Source organism: Candidatus Colwellia aromaticivorans (assembly GCF_003333305.1).
Classification (GTDB): domain Bacteria; phylum Pseudomonadota; class Gammaproteobacteria; order Enterobacterales; family Alteromonadaceae; genus Colwellia; species Colwellia aromaticivorans.
On record NZ_QOLD01000058.1, the window covers coordinates 21,901 to 38,722 of the forward strand.

The 16,822-nt window shown below is 38.5% G+C and carries 17 protein-coding genes; 7 read left to right on the top strand and 10 right to left on the bottom strand.

What is annotated here, in order from left to right; translation table 11 throughout:
* The first annotated feature begins 20 nt into the window (after nucleotides 1-20).
* The 3 genes from DWA31_RS08685 to DWA31_RS17705 all read left to right on the top strand — a co-directional run bounded on the left by DWA31_RS08685 (nucleotide 21) and on the right by DWA31_RS17705 (nucleotide 1,847).
* Nucleotides 21-518: a hypothetical protein gene (locus DWA31_RS08685; protein WP_114326202.1), complete on the top strand. Its 498-nt coding sequence runs from the start codon at nucleotides 21-23 to the stop codon at nucleotides 516-518.
* Nucleotides 519-657: 139 nt separating this feature from the next.
* Entirely contained in the window at nucleotides 658-1,284 is a 627-nt protein-coding gene (locus DWA31_RS08690) for a pilus assembly FimT family protein (protein WP_245942560.1), read from the top strand.
* Nucleotides 1,285-1,358: 74 nt separating this feature from the next.
* Entirely contained in the window at nucleotides 1,359-1,847 is a 489-nt protein-coding gene (locus DWA31_RS17705; protein ID WP_114326203.1) for a type II secretion system protein, read from the top strand.
* Nucleotides 1,848-1,914: 67 nt separating this feature from the next.
* Here DWA31_RS17705 and DWA31_RS08700 read toward each other — a convergent pair whose 3' ends face one another.
* On the bottom strand, nucleotides 1,915-2,811 hold the full coding sequence (locus DWA31_RS08700) for an RluA family pseudouridine synthase (protein WP_114326204.1): 897 nt from the start codon (nucleotides 2,809-2,811) through the stop codon (nucleotides 1,915-1,917).
* A 122-nt stretch (nucleotides 2,812-2,933) separates the two neighbouring features.
* Here DWA31_RS08700 and DWA31_RS08705 point away from each other — a divergent pair, with 122 nt between their 5' ends.
* The 3 genes from DWA31_RS08705 (at nucleotide 2,934) to DWA31_RS08715 (ending at nucleotide 4,356) form a co-directional block, all read left to right on the top strand.
* Entirely contained in the window at nucleotides 2,934-3,269 is a 336-nt protein-coding gene (locus DWA31_RS08705) for a ribonuclease E inhibitor RraB (RefSeq protein ID WP_114326205.1), read from the top strand.
* Nucleotides 3,270-3,313: 44 nt separating this feature from the next.
* Complete coding sequence (locus tag DWA31_RS08710; RefSeq protein ID WP_114326206.1) at nucleotides 3,314-3,541, top strand: hypothetical protein; 228 nt, start codon at nucleotides 3,314-3,316, stop codon at nucleotides 3,539-3,541.
* Between the two features lie 224 nt (nucleotides 3,542-3,765).
* Nucleotides 3,766-4,356: a DUF2780 domain-containing protein gene (locus tag DWA31_RS08715; RefSeq protein ID WP_114326207.1), complete on the top strand. Its 591-nt coding sequence runs from the start codon at nucleotides 3,766-3,768 to the stop codon at nucleotides 4,354-4,356.
* Between the two features lie 19 nt (nucleotides 4,357-4,375).
* Here the strand turns inward: DWA31_RS08715 and DWA31_RS08720 are convergent, their stop codons facing one another.
* Complete coding sequence (locus tag DWA31_RS08720) at nucleotides 4,376-5,050, bottom strand: nitroreductase family protein (protein ID WP_114326208.1); 675 nt, start codon at nucleotides 5,048-5,050, stop codon at nucleotides 4,376-4,378.
* Between the two features lie 218 nt (nucleotides 5,051-5,268).
* Nucleotides 5,269-9,216 (bottom strand): phosphoribosylformylglycinamidine synthase, encoded by a 3,948-nt coding sequence (gene purL, locus DWA31_RS08725; RefSeq protein ID WP_114326252.1) that lies wholly within the window; start codon nucleotides 9,214-9,216, stop codon nucleotides 5,269-5,271.
* A gap of 196 nt (nucleotides 9,217-9,412) precedes the next feature.
* On the opposite strand from purL, the gene mltF reads away from it, so the two are divergent.
* On the top strand, nucleotides 9,413-10,873 hold the full coding sequence (gene mltF, locus DWA31_RS08730) for a membrane-bound lytic murein transglycosylase MltF (protein ID WP_114326209.1): 1,461 nt from the start codon (nucleotides 9,413-9,415) through the stop codon (nucleotides 10,871-10,873).
* 517 nt (nucleotides 10,874-11,390) lie between these two features.
* On the opposite strand, the gene tadA is transcribed toward mltF, so the two are convergent.
* The 7 genes from tadA to DWA31_RS08765 form a co-directional block, all read right to left on the bottom strand.
* Entirely contained in the window at nucleotides 11,391-11,909 is a 519-nt protein-coding gene (gene tadA, locus DWA31_RS08735) for a tRNA adenosine(34) deaminase TadA (RefSeq protein WP_114326210.1), read from the bottom strand.
* Entirely contained in the window at nucleotides 11,909-13,141 is a 1,233-nt protein-coding gene (gene hemW / locus DWA31_RS08740; protein ID WP_114326211.1) for a radical SAM family heme chaperone HemW, read from the bottom strand. Before hemW ends, tadA begins: the two co-directional genes overlap by 1 nt.
* Before the next feature lie 16 nt (nucleotides 13,142-13,157).
* Nucleotides 13,158-13,760, bottom strand: coding sequence for an RdgB/HAM1 family non-canonical purine NTP pyrophosphatase (rdgB, locus tag DWA31_RS08745; protein WP_114326212.1), 603 nt, complete (start codon nucleotides 13,758-13,760; stop codon nucleotides 13,158-13,160).
* Between the two features lie 192 nt (nucleotides 13,761-13,952).
* Nucleotides 13,953-14,393: a DUF4426 domain-containing protein gene (locus DWA31_RS08750; protein ID WP_114326213.1), complete on the bottom strand. Its 441-nt coding sequence runs from the start codon at nucleotides 14,391-14,393 to the stop codon at nucleotides 13,953-13,955.
* 101 nt (nucleotides 14,394-14,494) lie between these two features.
* Nucleotides 14,495-15,040, bottom strand: a complete 546-nt coding sequence (locus DWA31_RS08755) for a YggT family protein (protein WP_114326214.1) — start codon at nucleotides 15,038-15,040, stop codon at nucleotides 14,495-14,497.
* A gap of 171 nt (nucleotides 15,041-15,211) precedes the next feature.
* Complete coding sequence (proC, locus tag DWA31_RS08760; RefSeq protein ID WP_114326215.1) at nucleotides 15,212-16,024, bottom strand: pyrroline-5-carboxylate reductase; 813 nt, start codon at nucleotides 16,022-16,024, stop codon at nucleotides 15,212-15,214.
* A gap of 44 nt (nucleotides 16,025-16,068) precedes the next feature.
* Complete coding sequence (locus tag DWA31_RS08765) at nucleotides 16,069-16,812, bottom strand: YggS family pyridoxal phosphate-dependent enzyme (RefSeq protein ID WP_114326216.1); 744 nt, start codon at nucleotides 16,810-16,812, stop codon at nucleotides 16,069-16,071.
* Between the last annotated feature and the right edge of the window lie 10 nt (nucleotides 16,813-16,822).

A 16,822-nucleotide genomic window follows, 5' to 3' on the forward strand; every position in this document is an offset into this window, starting at 1 on the left:
GCATGCGAGACTTTAATTAAATGGCAACAAATAGCGAAAAAAAAGAAAAGTCACTTGCCGAGTTTCTCGTTATCATTGCGCTTGTTGGGGTGATGATGGCTGTTTTTATTAACTACTTTATTAAAAGTGAAGCCCAATTTACACATGCTGGATTTACCACGTTAGCGCAAAGTTTTAACACTAAAGTGAGTACCGTTCATGCGCAATGGTTAATGGATAAGCAGCCAAATACTGTACTACTTGCTTCTTTCAATAATAAAGATAAGCAAGTAGTATCGGTTAATAATACAGGTTGGGTAGATGTTAAACACAAACAATTGGCATGTGAAGCTATTTGGCAGTTGATAATGGAAACGCCAATGAGTTTAATGAAGTTTTCTATTATCGCAATAGAGGTTCACGATAATACTAATGAACAACATATTCAGTCAAAAGGACAGTGCCGATATGTGCTACTAGACGGTAGTTACTTTCAATATAACCGTGCTAACGGTAAGGTGAGCAAAGTAACTAAGTAACTAAGTAACTAAGTAACTAAATTAAATTGAAAGTTTTTAGTGAAAAATCACTCTGAAATGTAATTAATGTTGTTAAATAAGTGACTTAGTAAATAAATCACTGTTACAATAAATCAAGTTAAAAGAATATGAGGCTGGTATGAATAATCGAACCCAAATGAATAGATCAATAATAAAGCAAGCCGCAGGTTTTACTTTAATTGAGTTAGTTATCGTTGTGGTTATATTAGGATTTTTAGCGGTTACTGCAATTCCTAAATTTTTAGATTTAACCGAACAAGCTAAGCAAGCAAATATTGAAGGCATGGCGGGTGGTTTTGCTACCGGCGTTTCATTAGCTAGAGCACAATGGGAAGCTGAAGCGCGTCCAACTGAAAATGGCGTAAATCGTGTTGACTATGATGGAGTAGAGTTATTCTTAACCACTCCAGGTGATGATAACACCATTAGACCTGGCTATCCGACCGGTATAAATTCAGATAAACCTACAGGTGCTGATATGGATACCACTGATTGTATAGAAGTTTGGCAGGGTATATTAGCACAGCCACCTACAATTACTGATGATATCGATGTGTTAAATGACGATGGTAGTATTAATTACTTTGTTATTGTGAACACTAATCTTTGTGGATATTTTTTGAGAGAAACATTAGTACAAGGTGATAATGGTGTTTTCACCGCGCCAACTGATGATACGGTAGGTAATAATTTTTTCTACAACAATGCTAATAGCTCTGTAGTGGTAAATATTAATAAAAATTAATCGTTAAGTAATAATTAACTAACGGTTAAGTAACAGATAAGTAAAATTTAAATTAATAAAAAAGGAAAGCAACAATGCGTTTTAGTGCATTCAGAAACACTCAGTCAGTAAACAAGCAGCAAGGTTTTACCTTAATTGAGTTAGTGGTAGTTATCGTGATTTTAGGTATTTTAGCGGTAACAGCTGCACCTAAGTTTATTGATTTAACGTCTGATGCTAAGGCTTCTGTTGTTGAAGCAGTTAGAGGATCAATTAATTCAGCGGCTGATATGGCCCATGCTAAAGCGCTTGTTGCAGGAGAAACAGCAAGCACAGGTGCTGTGAGTGTTGCAGGCTCATCAATTGGTTTAGTATATGGCTGGCCAGATGAAGACTCTATCGCAAGTTTATTAGTGTTAGAGGATATGACGGAAGTCAGTGGTAGTGCTGGTACATTTGAGCATGTTGATGCTGTAGATGGGACCAAATGTCGTGCTATATATGATGCTTCAGGTGTCACTAACGCGGAAACAAGACCTAGTATTACTAGTATTACTAGTGATCCTAGTGGTAATGCATGTTAGTTTAGTTAAAGTAGTATGTATTCAAAAAACCGAGCTTGTCTCGGTTTTTTAATTTTACATTAAGCTATTACAGTTGAGGTCGTAATGCCTCGGATAATTGAAAACATTGCTTTTGTTGCGTAATAGGGCAAATAAAACTCAAACTAACCGCACATAACTGTAAATTAAGCGATTCATTATTATCAGCGATGCCGTGTAGCCTATCACCCACTACAGGCAAACCAATACTGGCAGCGTGAACTCGAATTTGATGTTTCCTGCCGCTATCAATTTTCACTTCAATAAGTGATTGATCTTTAGTTTCATCATAAGTTAAACAGCGAAAAGTACTACGAGCACTTTTACCATCCACCTCAGTGGTAATCACTTGTGGCTGTTCATTTATGCTGTGATTGCCATGAACAATTATTTGGTAATATTTATCAAGAGAGTTGTCATTAGTCGTACGATTTTCAAACATTGAAGACAAGGCTTGTGCGGCTTTTTTACTGTGGGCAATGAGTATTAACCCTGTGGCCGCTTTGTCTAAACGATGGACAATAAAAACAGCCCGTTCAGACGTAAAATACTGCTGTGCAAAGCGAGCAATAGTGCAATGGTCACTCCATTTAGAGCCTTGAGAAAGCATACCGAAGGGTTTATACCAAACACTATAATCAGACTCGTCGCTAATCAAAGTAGCCTCTGCAACCTCACTAGCTAGCACCGTTTCGTTATAATAAAAGTGCAACTCATCACCCTGTTGCATCGGTTTTTTAAGGCGGCGTAGCCTTTGGGTATGTTTACCACGGGTTAGCCATAATGCACCTTTACTAATCGCTTGCTTAAGTTGAGCCTTACTTAGTGTATTGTCTGTTTTTGCAAGGCTATCGAAAAGTGCGGTTAACGCGGTGATAGCTTCAACATCAATACTGTTATTAGTAATGTTATCAAGTTTTATATGATGCTCAAAAATAAGGGTCATAAACGGCAGAAAAAGAAATAAAATCAATATTGATGAGCTTAACACTTTTACCCATTAAGCGTTATCAGGTAACATGAATTTTAATAAGTTCCTTTCTTAAAAGTAAACATGAAGAGTAACCGATGGACCGTGATTTAACCCTTTTTCCAAACGATAATATTGGCGATGCCTTATGGCAAATGCAACAAGCTGGCGATGATCTAGAAAAAGCCAGAGAAGTAGAATTTTCAGTATTGTTTCCTTCACAAGTGCTAGCATTACAGTTTGGTCAGCTACTGTTAGAGAATAATCAAAAGCTTTCTTTTACACCATTTCATGACAATGAAGCACTGCTATGGGAAATTACCGCTTACCCAGAAATGTCGCTGAATTACGACAATATTAGTGCCTATCAAGAATTACTCGAAACAACTAGCGTGCCGTTACAGGGTAAGTTTGATGGTTTTTACTGTTTGTAACTTCAGCTATACGGCTATCATAAAAGTAAAGATTTAGGAAAAACATGATTAATATTAAGCAGTTTGCTGAATTACAAAAAAAAAGTAAAAACTCCTTTGCTAGCCAAAGACAGTTAATGAAGAAAGTAATGGCAGGACAAACTGTGCTTTGTTCTACCTGTCAGCAACCGCTTTTTTTAATAACACCTCAACACAGTGCCACTGCAAGCAGTGATAATTCAGGGATACGTTGTAAGAAAGGATGTACTGATATTCAGCTAGAATTTGTTTGAGTAGTTGATGGGGTAATAAATACATTAACTGATAAATGTTTGCCAACTATTTTCTTATGATTGCTTAGTCGTGCAAAGATCAATATAGCAACTATCAAAAAGGAAAATACGTAAGTTTGGTTCGGTATTTCTTCTCTGTATAGTTAAAGGACTGCATACCATTATGTAAAATGTTGTACACTCGCCTTCACTAAATAATAACTGAAGAAAACTACGGATTCCCTATGAAAAAACTGATTGTGTTGCTAACTATTTCAACATTGAGTACTTCTGTACTGGCAGAAGAAAAAAGCTGGCTTGATAGCCTGAAAAACTTAGTTGGCTTAGGCGAAGCTAAGGAACAAAGCGTGGATGTTGAAGCTAAGCAGCAAAACGTTGACGCAGAAACTTTAGCGATGCCAAGTACAGATGGTTTAGTTGATATGTTAACTAGCGCATTAAAGATTAACACTGACCAAGCATCGGCTGGTATGGGAGCTATTTTAAACTATGTTAAAAATAACGTTTCAACGGAACAGTTTAGTCAGCTTGCCAAGTTAATTCCTGAAGTTGATGAGTTAGTTAGTCAAATGCCAGATATTAGTAAACTTAGTTCAGACTCTAGTGAAAGCATGGGAGGATTACTTGATAAAGCATCAGAATACAGTGACTCATTAAAGTCTATGAATGATGTAAAAAAACAATTTGAAGCGTTAGGTTTGAAGCCAGAAATGATTAATAACTTTATTTCTAGTGCTCAAAGCTACTTAGACACCGAACAAGGGCAACAAGCAAAACAAATGTTAACTGATGTTTTAGGAAAACTATTAGGTTAATTAGTTGCTCAGTCGCAGATCACAAAAAAGTCGCTATATCGTTTAGCGGCTTTTTTACTTGAGCATGCGAAGGTATGGTTGCATCATCTGCTGGGTAGCCAGCAATTAATAGCATGTAAGCACGTTCGTTATCACCCCTATTACACACTTTATTTAAAAACGACATCGGCTTTGGTGTGTGCGTTAAGGTTGCTAAACCTGCGTTATGCAAGGCGTTGATTAAAAATCCTGTCGCTATACCAACCGATTCATGCACATAGTAATTGGTGTTTTTATCTTCTTCACTTATACCGCCTTTTTTCTGACTAAAAATAGCAATTAGCCATGGCGCATGCTCTAGGTACGGTTTGTTTGCATCTGTACCTAACTCTTTTAAGGCATCAAGCCACTCTTTTCCTGCACGCCCTTCATAAAAACCACGTTCATGATGTTCAGCTTGCTCTCTAATTTGTTTTTTTATATCAGCCGAACTTACGGCAACAAAATGCCAAGGTTGATGATTAGCACCACTTGGTGCTGTTCCTGCAGCTTTTAGGCAATTTTCAATAACGGCTTTGTCTACGGCTTTATTACTAAAGCTGCGAATGGAATGACGACGTTTTATTTCTTGATAAAATTGCGCTGAGCGCTCAAGCATTTCTGCTGGCGGGTATTCAATATAGCCAGTTAATGGTGAGCAGTCATGATCTTTCATAATTCTTTATTCGTATTACTATTAAAGTGGAATCACTTTAACAGAATTTATCTTTGTTTTAAAAGCAATAAAAAACCGACAATTTCCAAAGAGAAAGTTGTCGGTTTGAATTTATGATTACCTTGAAGGTAGTTGCTCTTAATTCAAGAAAGAAAGACGGAGTTGACGCTAGTCAATGAGTATTTCTGACGAAGAAGTAAGGGCTACTAGCAAAAAGGTTAGCCGATAAATTTACGCGCGTTACGGAACATGCGCACCCAAGGTGAATCTTCACCCCAACTATCAGGGTGCCATGAGTTAGCAACTGTGCGAAATACACGTTCAGGATGCGGCATCATAATGGTAACACGGCCATCAGTGGTCGTTAACGAAGTTATTCCGTCAACTGAGCCATTTGGATTAGCCGGGTAGGTTTCAGTAACATCGCCATAGTTGTTAACATAGCGCATTGATACCGTACCAGAATTATTGGCAGCATCAATGGCTTCATCACCACTAAATTCGGTGCGTCCTTCACCGTGAGAAACCGCTATTGGCATTACTGAGCCAGCCATGCCTTTAAATAATACTGAAGGGCTTTCTTGAATTTCAACTAATGAAAAACGTGCTTCAAAGCGCTCTGATTTATTTTGTACAAAGCGTGGCCATGCATCACTTCCTGGAATGATCTCTTTTAGGTTAGACATCATCTGACAGCCATTACATATGCCTAATGAAAAGGTATCTTCACGTTCAAAGAAAGCTTTAAACATGGCTTTAGCATTAGGATTGAATAAAATTGACTTCGCCCACCCCTCACCAGCACCTAAAACATCACCGTATGAAAAACCACCACAAGCAACTAAGCCGTTAAAATCAGCTAAATCAGTACGGCCAGCTAATATGTCTGACATGTGTACATCAATGGCAACAAAACCAGCGCGATCAAATGCCGCTGCCATTTCAACATGAGAGTTAACACCCTGCTCACGTAAAATAGCAATACTCGGGTTAGTCCCGTTTTGTGCATCTTTAGCAATTAAATCAGCAACAATATCTTCGTTAATATCAAAACTTAAATCGGCCTGTAAACCTGGGTCTTCAGTGTCAAACTTCACATCATGTTCTTCTTGCGCACAGGCTGGGTTGTCACGCAATGATTGCATTTTATAGGTGGTTTGTGCCCAGGTAGTACGGTAATAAGTACGAGAGTTTTCTAGAATAATGGTTTCATCACGAGTAAAGCGAATAGTGTCTTCATTGTTGATACGACCAAGGTCAGTGCAGCAATCTTCAATACCGTGTTCAGCTAGCACCGCGTGAATAGCATCAACATCGCTTTCACTAATTTGTATTACCGCGCCTAGCTCTTCATTGAATAATACTGAAACGTTATCACCGCTAAGTTTACTGATATCAATATCAATACCGGTGCGACCCGCAAATGCCATCTCACAAACGGTAGTGAATAAACCACCATCTGAAATATCGTGATAAGCAATAAGCTTTTCATCACGAACTAACGCTTGCATCGCATTGAAGAAACCTTTCAACGTTTCAGGGCTATCAACATCGGGTGTTTCATTGCCAAGTTGTTTATAAACTTGCGCTAAACATGAGCCACCTAAACGGTTTTGTCCTTTTGATAAATCAATGGCCACTAATAACGTTTCACCTTGATCGGTTCTTAATTCAGGGGTAACCGTTTTGCGGATATCTTCAACAACACCAAAAGCGGTGATAATTAATGACATAGGTGAGGTGACGCTTTTATCTTCACCCTTATCTTGCCATTTAGTCTTCATTGACATTGAGTCTTTACCTACTGGAATAGTTAAACCCAATGCCGGGCATAATTCTTCGCCAATGGCTTTAACGGCTTCGTAAAGGCCTGCATCTTCACCAGGGTGACCAGCAGGAGACATCCAGTTAGCTGAAAGCTTAATACGGTTTAACCTATCACCGTCAGAACCAGCAATATCAGTACCAGCAATGTTCATTAATGATTCAGCTACCGCTAAACGCGCTGACGCGCCAAAGTTTAGTAGGGCAACAGGCGTACGTTCACCTAATGACATTGCCTCACCGTGATAAGAGTCAAGAGCAGACGCGGTAACACCACAATCTGCTACAGGTACTTGCCAAGGGCCAACCATTTGGTCACGATTAACCATACCAGTTACGCTTCGATCGCCAATGGTAATAAGGAAAGTTTTCTCGGCAACCGTTGGTAAACTTAAAATGCGGTTAGCAGCATCTTCTAACTTAATTTTACTAACGTCTAATTCATCACCAGTGGCTGTAGCACTTTGTACGTCTTTGAATATTTTAGGGGTTTTGCCTAGTAACACGTCAAGCGGTAAATCAATCGGCGTGTCTAATTTGTCGTTGCCAGCAAAGTGTGAATCAGTCACGGTTAATTGCGCTTCTTCGGTTGCTCTACCTACCACAGAAAATGGCGCACGTTCGCGTTGACATATTTGTTCAAAAGTCGCTAAGTTTTTGTCTGATACGGCAATAACATAACGTTCTTGAGATTCATTACACCATATTTCATGAGGCGCCATGCTGCGTTCATCATTAGGTACATTACGAAGTTCGAAAACACCACCACGGCCGCCATCAGAAACTAACTCTGGGAAAGCATTAGATAAACCACCTGCACCCACATCATGAATGAAGGCAATTGGGTTTTCTTCTCCTAGCTGCCAACACTTATCGATAACTTCTTGGCAACGACGTTCCATTTCAGGGTTTTCACGTTGCACAGAAGCAAAATCTAAACTTTCTGCTGATTGTCCTGATGCCATTGATGATGCTGCGCCGCCGCCTAAACCGATATTCATGGCAGGGCCACCAAGGGCGATTAAGTTAGCGCCAACGATAATTTCGCGTTTTTGTACATGTTCATCACGAATATTACCTAAACCGCCAGCAAGCATAATAGGTTTGTGATAACCACGTACTTCAGTGCCGTTGAAAGAGTTAACTTGTTCTTCATAAGTACGGAAATAACCTAAAATAGCAGGGCGACCAAACTCGTTGTTAAATGCTGCGCCGCCTAAGGGGCCTTCCATCATTATATCTAATGCTGAAACAATGCGGCTTGGTTTACCAAAATCAGTTTCCCATGGTTGTTCAAACTCAGGAATACGTAAATTAGAGACTGAAAAACCAACTAAACCTGCTTTAGGTTTTGAGCCAATACCCGTCGCACCTTCATCACGTATTTCGCCGCCACTACCCGTTGCAGCGCCAGGGTAAGGTGATATAGCCGTAGGGTGATTGTGGGTTTCTACCTTCATTAATATTTGAATGTCTTCATGGTTGTAACCATAGACATTCGTTTCTGGGTTTGGGAAGAAGCGACCGCCTTTATTACCCACCATAACCGCGGCGTTATCTTTATAAGCACTCAGTACAAAATCAGGGTTAACTTCATGAGTATTACGGATCATTTTAAATAAGGATTTAGGCTGTTTTTCGCCATCAATAGTCCAGTCGGCATTAAATATTTTATGACGACAATGCTCTGAGTTAGCTTGGGCGAACATGTAAAGCTCAATGTCGTGTGGATTACGGCCTAACTTGGTAAAGTTTTCAAATAAGTAATTTACTTCATCGTCGGCAAGCGCTAAACCTAGTTCAATGTTAGCTTGTGTTAGGGCATTTTTGCCGCCGTTTTCAATATCAATCGCGGTTAATTCACCCGGCTCAGCGCTAACAAATAATTTATCGGCATCAGCGAAGTCAGTGAATACGCTTTCCATCATGCGATCATGTAATAAGCTGATAAGCAGCTGTTCTTGTTCTGCGCTTAATTTTACGCCATCTTCAATACTTACATAGTAAGCCATGCCGCGCTCTAAACGTTCTACTTTAGCCAAACCACAGTTATGTGCAATGTCAGTTGATTTAGATGACCATGGCGATATTGTACCCGGACGAGGAGTTACTAAGTAAAATTGTCCTTGAGGCTCATGCTCTTCAATTGTCGGACCATAAGTTAGTAGCTGTTGTAAAACCTTTGCTTCAATAGTGGCTAGCTCATCATTAAGTTGAGCAAAGTGGGCAAATTCAGCATATATTTCAGTTACAGGTAGTTGTAATTGTGCACACTGAGCCAATAGTTTATTTATTCTAAAGTCAGAAAGTGCTGGAGCGCCACGAAGGTTTTTTATCAACATCGTCATAGGATTAATCACCAAGTTTTATGTAAGGTTGTTATTCAGTTCTGCGTTCGACACAAGAGCTAAAAATTTCGCGCGTATTATAGTTTAATTCTTGCCTTTTAGTAAGCGTTAAAAATTCAGAAAATCATTAAAACACCGTCTGAAAAAAAAGTACTTGGCTAACACACCAATACACGACACAATTAAGCCTATGAAATATTCACCTTTTAATAACTTGTCCCAAAAAATTAACAAGAAAGTACTATTCATTTTCTTGTTAATGCCATTGCTTTTTTCTTGTAATGAGCAGACGAAATCAGCAAGTTTTACCCGTATTATTGAACGAGGTTATGTCAGTGTTGGCACTTTATTTGGGCCTAACAGCTATTATGTTCAAGCAGATGGTTATGCTGGTTTTGAATATGATTTGGCAAAAAAATATGCTGAATATCTAAATGTTGATTTGAAAATAGTACCTAGCTATTCCCTTGATGAATTGTTTTTTAAACTCAATACGGGTGAAGTAGATTTTCTTGCTGCAGGTTTGTCGATAACAGATAAGCGCTTATCTCGCTTTCGTTTTGCACCAAGTTATGAGCAAGTTAGTCAAAAATTAGTTTTTAAACAAGGAAAAGTGAGACCAAGAAAGCTGAGTGACCTTACCGGTAAACTAATGGTCACGGCGAGCTCAAGTCATGTGGAAAAATTAGAAATACTTAAGCAAGAACATACAGAACTTAACTGGTTAGAAACATCAGAATTTGACAGTGAAGAATTATTATTAAAAATATTGAATGAAGAAATTGATTATACTATTGTCGATAGTAACGCTTTGGCGGTTAATCGTCGTTATTATCCAGAAATAAGTGTCGGATTTACCATAAAAAAAGCTGAGCCATTGGCTTGGATGGTGGATAAAAATGGTGATGATGCTATTTTAGCTAGTTTGATCGAATTTTTTGGACAAGTACATCATAACGGCACACTGTTAGCACTGGATGACAAATATTATGGTCATATTGAACAGTTTGATTATGTTGAAACGCGTACTTTTATTAAGGCCGTTTCGACCAAGCTACCTAAGTATCAACCTTTATTTGAAAAATACGCGCAAGAAATTGATTGGCGTTTATTAGCGGCAATTAGTTACCAAGAATCTCATTGGCGACCACATGCTCGTTCTCATACAGGTGTGCGTGGCATGATGATGTTGACCCTTAGTACGGCTAAACAAATGGGTATAAAAAGCCGATTAGATGCGGAGCAAAGCATTCGTGGTGGCAGCAAGTATTTTAAGCGTATGATAAATAAAATGCCAGATAGAATCCCTAGCCCTGACAGAATGTGGTTTGCACTGGCTTCTTATAATGTTGGCTTTGGTCACTTAAATGATGCAAGGATCATTACACAGCAACAAGGTGGCGATCCTGATCGTTGGGTTGAAGTAAAAACACGTTTACCATTATTGCAACAAAAAAAATATTATAAAAAAACCAAATATGGTTACGCTCGTGGAAAAGAGCCGGTACATTATGTGGAAAATATTCGCCGCTATTACGATACGCTAACGTGGTTAGATGCTAAAGCAACAGAGGCTGCTGAGGCAGTTGTCGCACCCGAAGTTGCCACACCCGAAGTTGTCGCAGCTGAAATAGTGGAGTCAACAGAGTAAGTTGTAGAATACTTTGGTTATTTTTTATCTTGTCATAGTAATGTCATATTCAAAGATAATAATGGTTTTGAAATGATTAAATATAACAAAATAAAGAGAACCAAATGAAAATAAGAAGGCAAATATCAGCCAGTGCGCGTAGAAAACAGCTAAAAATACAACATCATAAAATAAATACTCGTCGACAGTTTTATTTTAATCAAATCGTTACAGAGCTTAATGAACCACAAATAATTAATACTTCGACGGACGGCTCGTTTCTCACCTGCTCAGCATAATCGGCAGAGTATCAATACTTCGACGGACGGCTCGTTTCTCACCTGCTCAGCATAAACGGCAGCGTATCAATACTTCGACGGACGGCTCGTTTCTCACCTGCTCAGCATAATCGGCAGAGTATAAATACAAACTGGAGCATACTCCCTGATCTCGTTAGTCTTGATCTATGGCCCCGTTCGCCCTGAGCGCGAAGCAGTCGAAGGGTTTAATACACAGCTAAGATAAAGTGCTCTATCCATTAGCCTTTAGGCATGTCTATTGATTTTCTTTGTTGCTTTTTCTCTGCTCGACGACGCTTAAAAAAAGCAGATAACAGCTGGCTGCATTGAGTTTGCAATACGCCACCAGTAACGTCTATTTGATGATTTAGCTGTTCATTACACACTAGGTTAAAAGTACTACCCGCTGCGCCTGTTTTTAGATCGGGGCTTGCATAAACAAGTTTTTTTATACGGCTATGTACCAACAAGCCTGCACACATGGGGCAGGGTTCTAACGTAACATACAAAGTACAATCAATCAGACGGTAGTTATTAAGATACTTTCCAGCTTGGCGAATAGCGATCATTTCTGCGTGGGCTGAAGGATCGTTAAGCATAATCGATTGATTATAGCCTTCACCAATTATTTTTCCTTGATAGACAACGACTGCACCAACAGGGATCTCATCATTTTGTTCAGCCTGTTGCGCTAGCTTAAATGCCTGCTGCATGAAATATTTATTAGTATTTTCACTGTCTTCACAATCTAAAGTCATTAGAGAAAAAGCTCCAGTAAATCATTTAAATATCGATGACCAAGTAGCGTGACTTGCCACTTGCCTTCTATAGATAGAGTATCGGTACAAGTCATCATCTTTTTATTTTGTGCTTGTTGAAGTGTTGGTAATACTGTGCTGGCAGCTAACCCTGTACGCTGTTGATACTCTACTAAAGTAAAGCTAGAAAACAACCTAAGTTGATTCATCATATATTCAAAAGGCAACTCATCATTTGTCACCGTCTTTAGGTGATCTAATGGCGCACGATTTGGATCAAGATAGCCTTTTGGATGTTTAACTTTCACAGTACGCTGAATAACGCCATTTTTGGGATCAGTAATCTTTCCATGTGCGCCACAGCCTATGCCAAGGTAGTCGCCAAAGCGCCAGTAATTAAGGTTATGTTGGCATTGTTTATCATCTGCTTCATCATCTTTTACTCGGCGAAATGCGGATATTTCATATTGTTGATAACCAGCATCACTCAGTAATTTAAAGCCCTGATCTTGAATGTCCCATAACACTTCATCTTGCGGTAATTTGGGTGGCTTAGAATGAAAAGCTGTATTTGGTTCAATGGTAAGTTGATACCAAGAGAGGTGATCAGGTTTTAAATTGATGGCAGTTTTTAAATCATCTAAGGCATTATCTAAGGTTTGATTTGGCAAGCCATGCATTAAATCTAAGTTAAAACTTTTTACGCCAGATTCATGGGCGAGTTGAGCGGCGAATTTTGCCTGACTAACGTTATGAATTCTACCTAATTTCAGTAATTTATCCGATTCAAAACTCTGCACGCCAATAGATAAACGGGTAACTCCCGCTTTGGCAAAGCCGATAAATTTATCCGCTTCCACAGTGCCAGGATTTGCTTCCAAGGTAATTTCGATATTACTTTCTTGTGAAGTATTACTATGAGAATAATTATCTTGTGATGAGTTTTGCTTAAAGCGAGATAAAACTTGATCTAGTAAGCTTTTAATTGCCTGTGCGGAAAATAAACTTGGCGTACCACCACCAATAAAAATGGAATGCAATGGTCGTTGAGATAAATCAAAGCGAGCGATATCAGCATCCAAATCAGCGATTAAGGCTTTAACATAGTCTTGCTCGGGTACTTGAGACTTCAATGCATGAGAATTAAAATCACAATAAGGGCATTTTTCTACACACCAAGGTATATGAATGTAGAGTGACAGGGGTGGTGTAGTCAGTAATTTAGTCTTCATGATAATGCTTTTATTACTACGCTGTTGTTAACTTTTTAACTAGTTTTGCTAAGGCTTGGCCGCGATGGCTTAATTTATTTTTAAGTTCACGTGGTAGTTGTGCTGAAGACAGTTGTAAGTCACTCTGCCAAAAAATAGGATCATAACCAAAACCTTGATCACCTTGTTTTGTTCGGCTAATACTTCCTTGCCACACACCATGACAAATAATGGGGGTAGGATCATTTTCGTGCTGCATATAAACTAATACGCAATGAAAACGTGCACTGCGTTGTTCATCTGGCGTATCTTTTAGCGCGTTTAGTAATTTGTTGGTGTTGTCATCATCACTGGGGTTTTCAGTAATATCACTGGCATAGCGGGCAGAATAAACACCGGGTGCACCATTTAATGCATCAACTTCTAAGCCTGAATCATCAGCGATGGTTGGTAAGCCGGTAATTTTTGCCGCATGGCGCGCTTTGATAATGGCATTTTCAACAAATGTGGTGCCAGTTTCAGCGACATCAGGTACATTAAAATCACTTTGAGGAACAATTTCTAATTGGTGTGTAGCGAGTAAACTTGCTAATTCTTTAACTTTGCCTTGATTACCTGTGGCTAAAACTATTTTTGACATGAAATGTAGATACTTTTTCTTAAAAGATAATGACAGCAATAATAACGTATATTATTTAGTGATTGTAAAAATTATTTTTTAATAGTAGCAGACAATGTTATCTGCCACTAGGCTGCTCGAAACTCGAAACTCGAAACTCGAAACTCGAAACTCGAAACTCGAAACTCGAAACTCGAAACTCGAAGTTATTCGTTAATCTACATAAAATTTTTGAGAAAACTTTAATATTTGCTGCTCTTTTCCATCATTGATGGATAAGGTGAAATGCATTGTTTCTTCGTTGCCATATTTAATTTGTGCTAAATAATAAATGGCATCACCTTCTTTTACTTCGGTAAATTCTAACGCTTTAAATTGGCCTAAATTATTTTTTGCTTTTCCACTAATACTGACTGATTTAGCGGGATGTCCTGCTTTGGTATTATCGAGTACTGAAATATTAATAAGACCATTATATCGGCTACGGGTAATACCATAAACCTTCGCTATTTCTGGCGTAAAAAAAGTTGAGCCAATAGCCATATAATGTACATCCATTGAGCCAAGTTTTTTCATGTTTTCAGCGTTAGCGTGACTGATAGCAAAAAAGCTGATAGTGATCGCTAGCAAAAGTTTCATTATTGAATTCTTCATGTGGCTCTCCTGATTCATTGATTTTGATAAGGTCTATATACCTATTATAGAACAGACCTGAAAAAATGTGTCTGTAGTTCAAAATACAAACACTTTATTAGTTATAATGCGCTCCAATAAGGTAAAGAATTCGAAAGTAGAATGTTAATTACATTCAGGGCTAAAAAAGCAACAATCATGGATAAGTCTAATCCGCCTAAATTAGGAATAATGCGTCTAATAGGGTTCAAAAATGGTTCGGTTAATTGATTAAAAATCATTAAGGTTGCGTTGTAGCCATGCACTACCCAACTCATGAGAGCCATGATGATCATAATCACAAAGAGTAGAAACCCTGCTTGTTTCAACAATACTAATAGGCCTATGTAAAAAGCCAAAGGGCCTAAGCTTTCACCTGCTAATGCCGCCAAGGTAAAAAACTTCAATGTAGCTATTATATAAGCAACAACAAGGGTTGCCATGTCTAAACCACCTAGGCCGGGAATAACTCTACGTAAAGGTACTACCAAGGGATTGCTTACTTTAACGATAAATTGGCTGAGTGGATTATAAAAATCAGCTTTAACCCATTGTAGCCAAAAACGCATGATCAAAATCATTAAAAACGCATCAAATACGAATCGAAGTAAGTAGATTACTGCTTCCATTTTTTATCCTAAATAAAATTTATCTTCGATAATTTGCTCAACTACGGCTTTTAATCAATGACTCATGGACTGAAATTAACTCAGTGCATCGCGCTTGTATTTAAACAGACTATCTATGGTTTAATTGTTTTTACACTTATTTGTGTAATTTGTGTTTTCAACTCGAAATTTTTAATTACCCTTTGCCATCTCTTCGGCTCTAGCAATGGCTGCATTCATTGCATTACTCACGACTCTCTCTAGGCCATCTTTTCTAAACTGTTCTAGAGCTGCAAAGGTAGTTCCACCTTTTGAGGTAACATTTTCTCTTAAGGTGCTAATAGCAGCGGTATTATGCTCAACCATTTGGGCGGCGCCAAGCGCCGTTTGCTGTACTAACATTCTACTTTCTTGGGCGTTAAAACCTAAGGTTTGGGCTTGTTTTTCCATGGCTTCCATAAAGAGGAAGAAATAGGCAGGTGCCGAGCCAGCAATCGCGATAATATCGTTAATTTTATCTTCAGTTTCTAACCAGATAACTTTACCAACAGCAGACATTAACTTATCACTTGCCGCTTTTTGTTCTCTGTTTACTTCTTTTGAAGCAAACATACCACTCATTCCTAAGCCTAGTTGTGCCGGTGTATTAGGCATAACCCGTACTAGCGCTACTGGTTTGTTTAATGCTTGTTGAATTTGAGCAACCGTTGTACCAGCGGCAACAGAAACGAACAATTTATTGGTAATATCTAGTGCATTGCTTAGTTGTTGACAAACATCACAGATAAAATGTGGCTTAACACTAAGCACGATAATATCAGCAAATTTTGCGGCTTCAATATTATCATTGGTTTGTTGCACGCCAAATTCACTTGCGAGCATGACTCTTTTTTCTGGTGAGGGGTTAGCAACGATAATGTTTTTTGCTGCTACGCCTGAGTTGATAAGCCCAATAATAATCGCGCGTGCCATATTACCTGCGCCGATGAACGCTATTTTTTTCATAAGTATTGTTGTCCTAAATTATACGTTTACTGGTCTTGATGGTATTAATCTCTTTCTCCAAAGATGGCTCTACCGATTCTTACCATAGTTGAACCATGGGTTATCGCTGTACTTAAATCATTCGACATACCCATTGAGAGTGTATCTACTGTTGGATATTGGGCTTGTAATTTATTAAACAAGTGCTGCATTTTTTCGTAACTTGCTACACCGGTATTTTTTTCAGGAATAGCCATTAAGCCTCGTAAGGTGAGTTTATCACAATTATCAACAACTTCAGCTAAAGAAAATAGTTCACTAGCCATGATGCCTGATTTTGATGGTTCTTCACTAATATTGACTTGTAAACAGATGTTTAGCGCGGTATCTTGACAATAATTTGAATGGCGTGTCTCACTTAAGTACTCAGTAAAGTGTGCATTTAAGCGTATGGCAACTTTAGCCCTATCAACACTATGAACCCAAGTGAAATTTTTCGCAATTTGCTTAGTTTTATTAGATTGTATAGGACCGATAAAGTGCCAGCAAAGCTCTGGTAAATGTGATAGATGAGCTATTTTTTCAACAGCTTCTTGTAAATAGTTTTCACCAAAATTACGTTGTCCAGCCAGATAAGCTTGTTCTACTGCCGATGCTGGTTTGGTTTTACTAACCGCGAGCAAAGTGACATGATTTTGTCTATTATTGGAGAAAACCTTACTTTCTTGATTGTGAGTATCATCAGTAGCTTGGCAAGCTTGATCAATTTGTAGTTGAATTTTTTTTATATTTTCTTTAATTTTGTTCATGTTTTTTTAT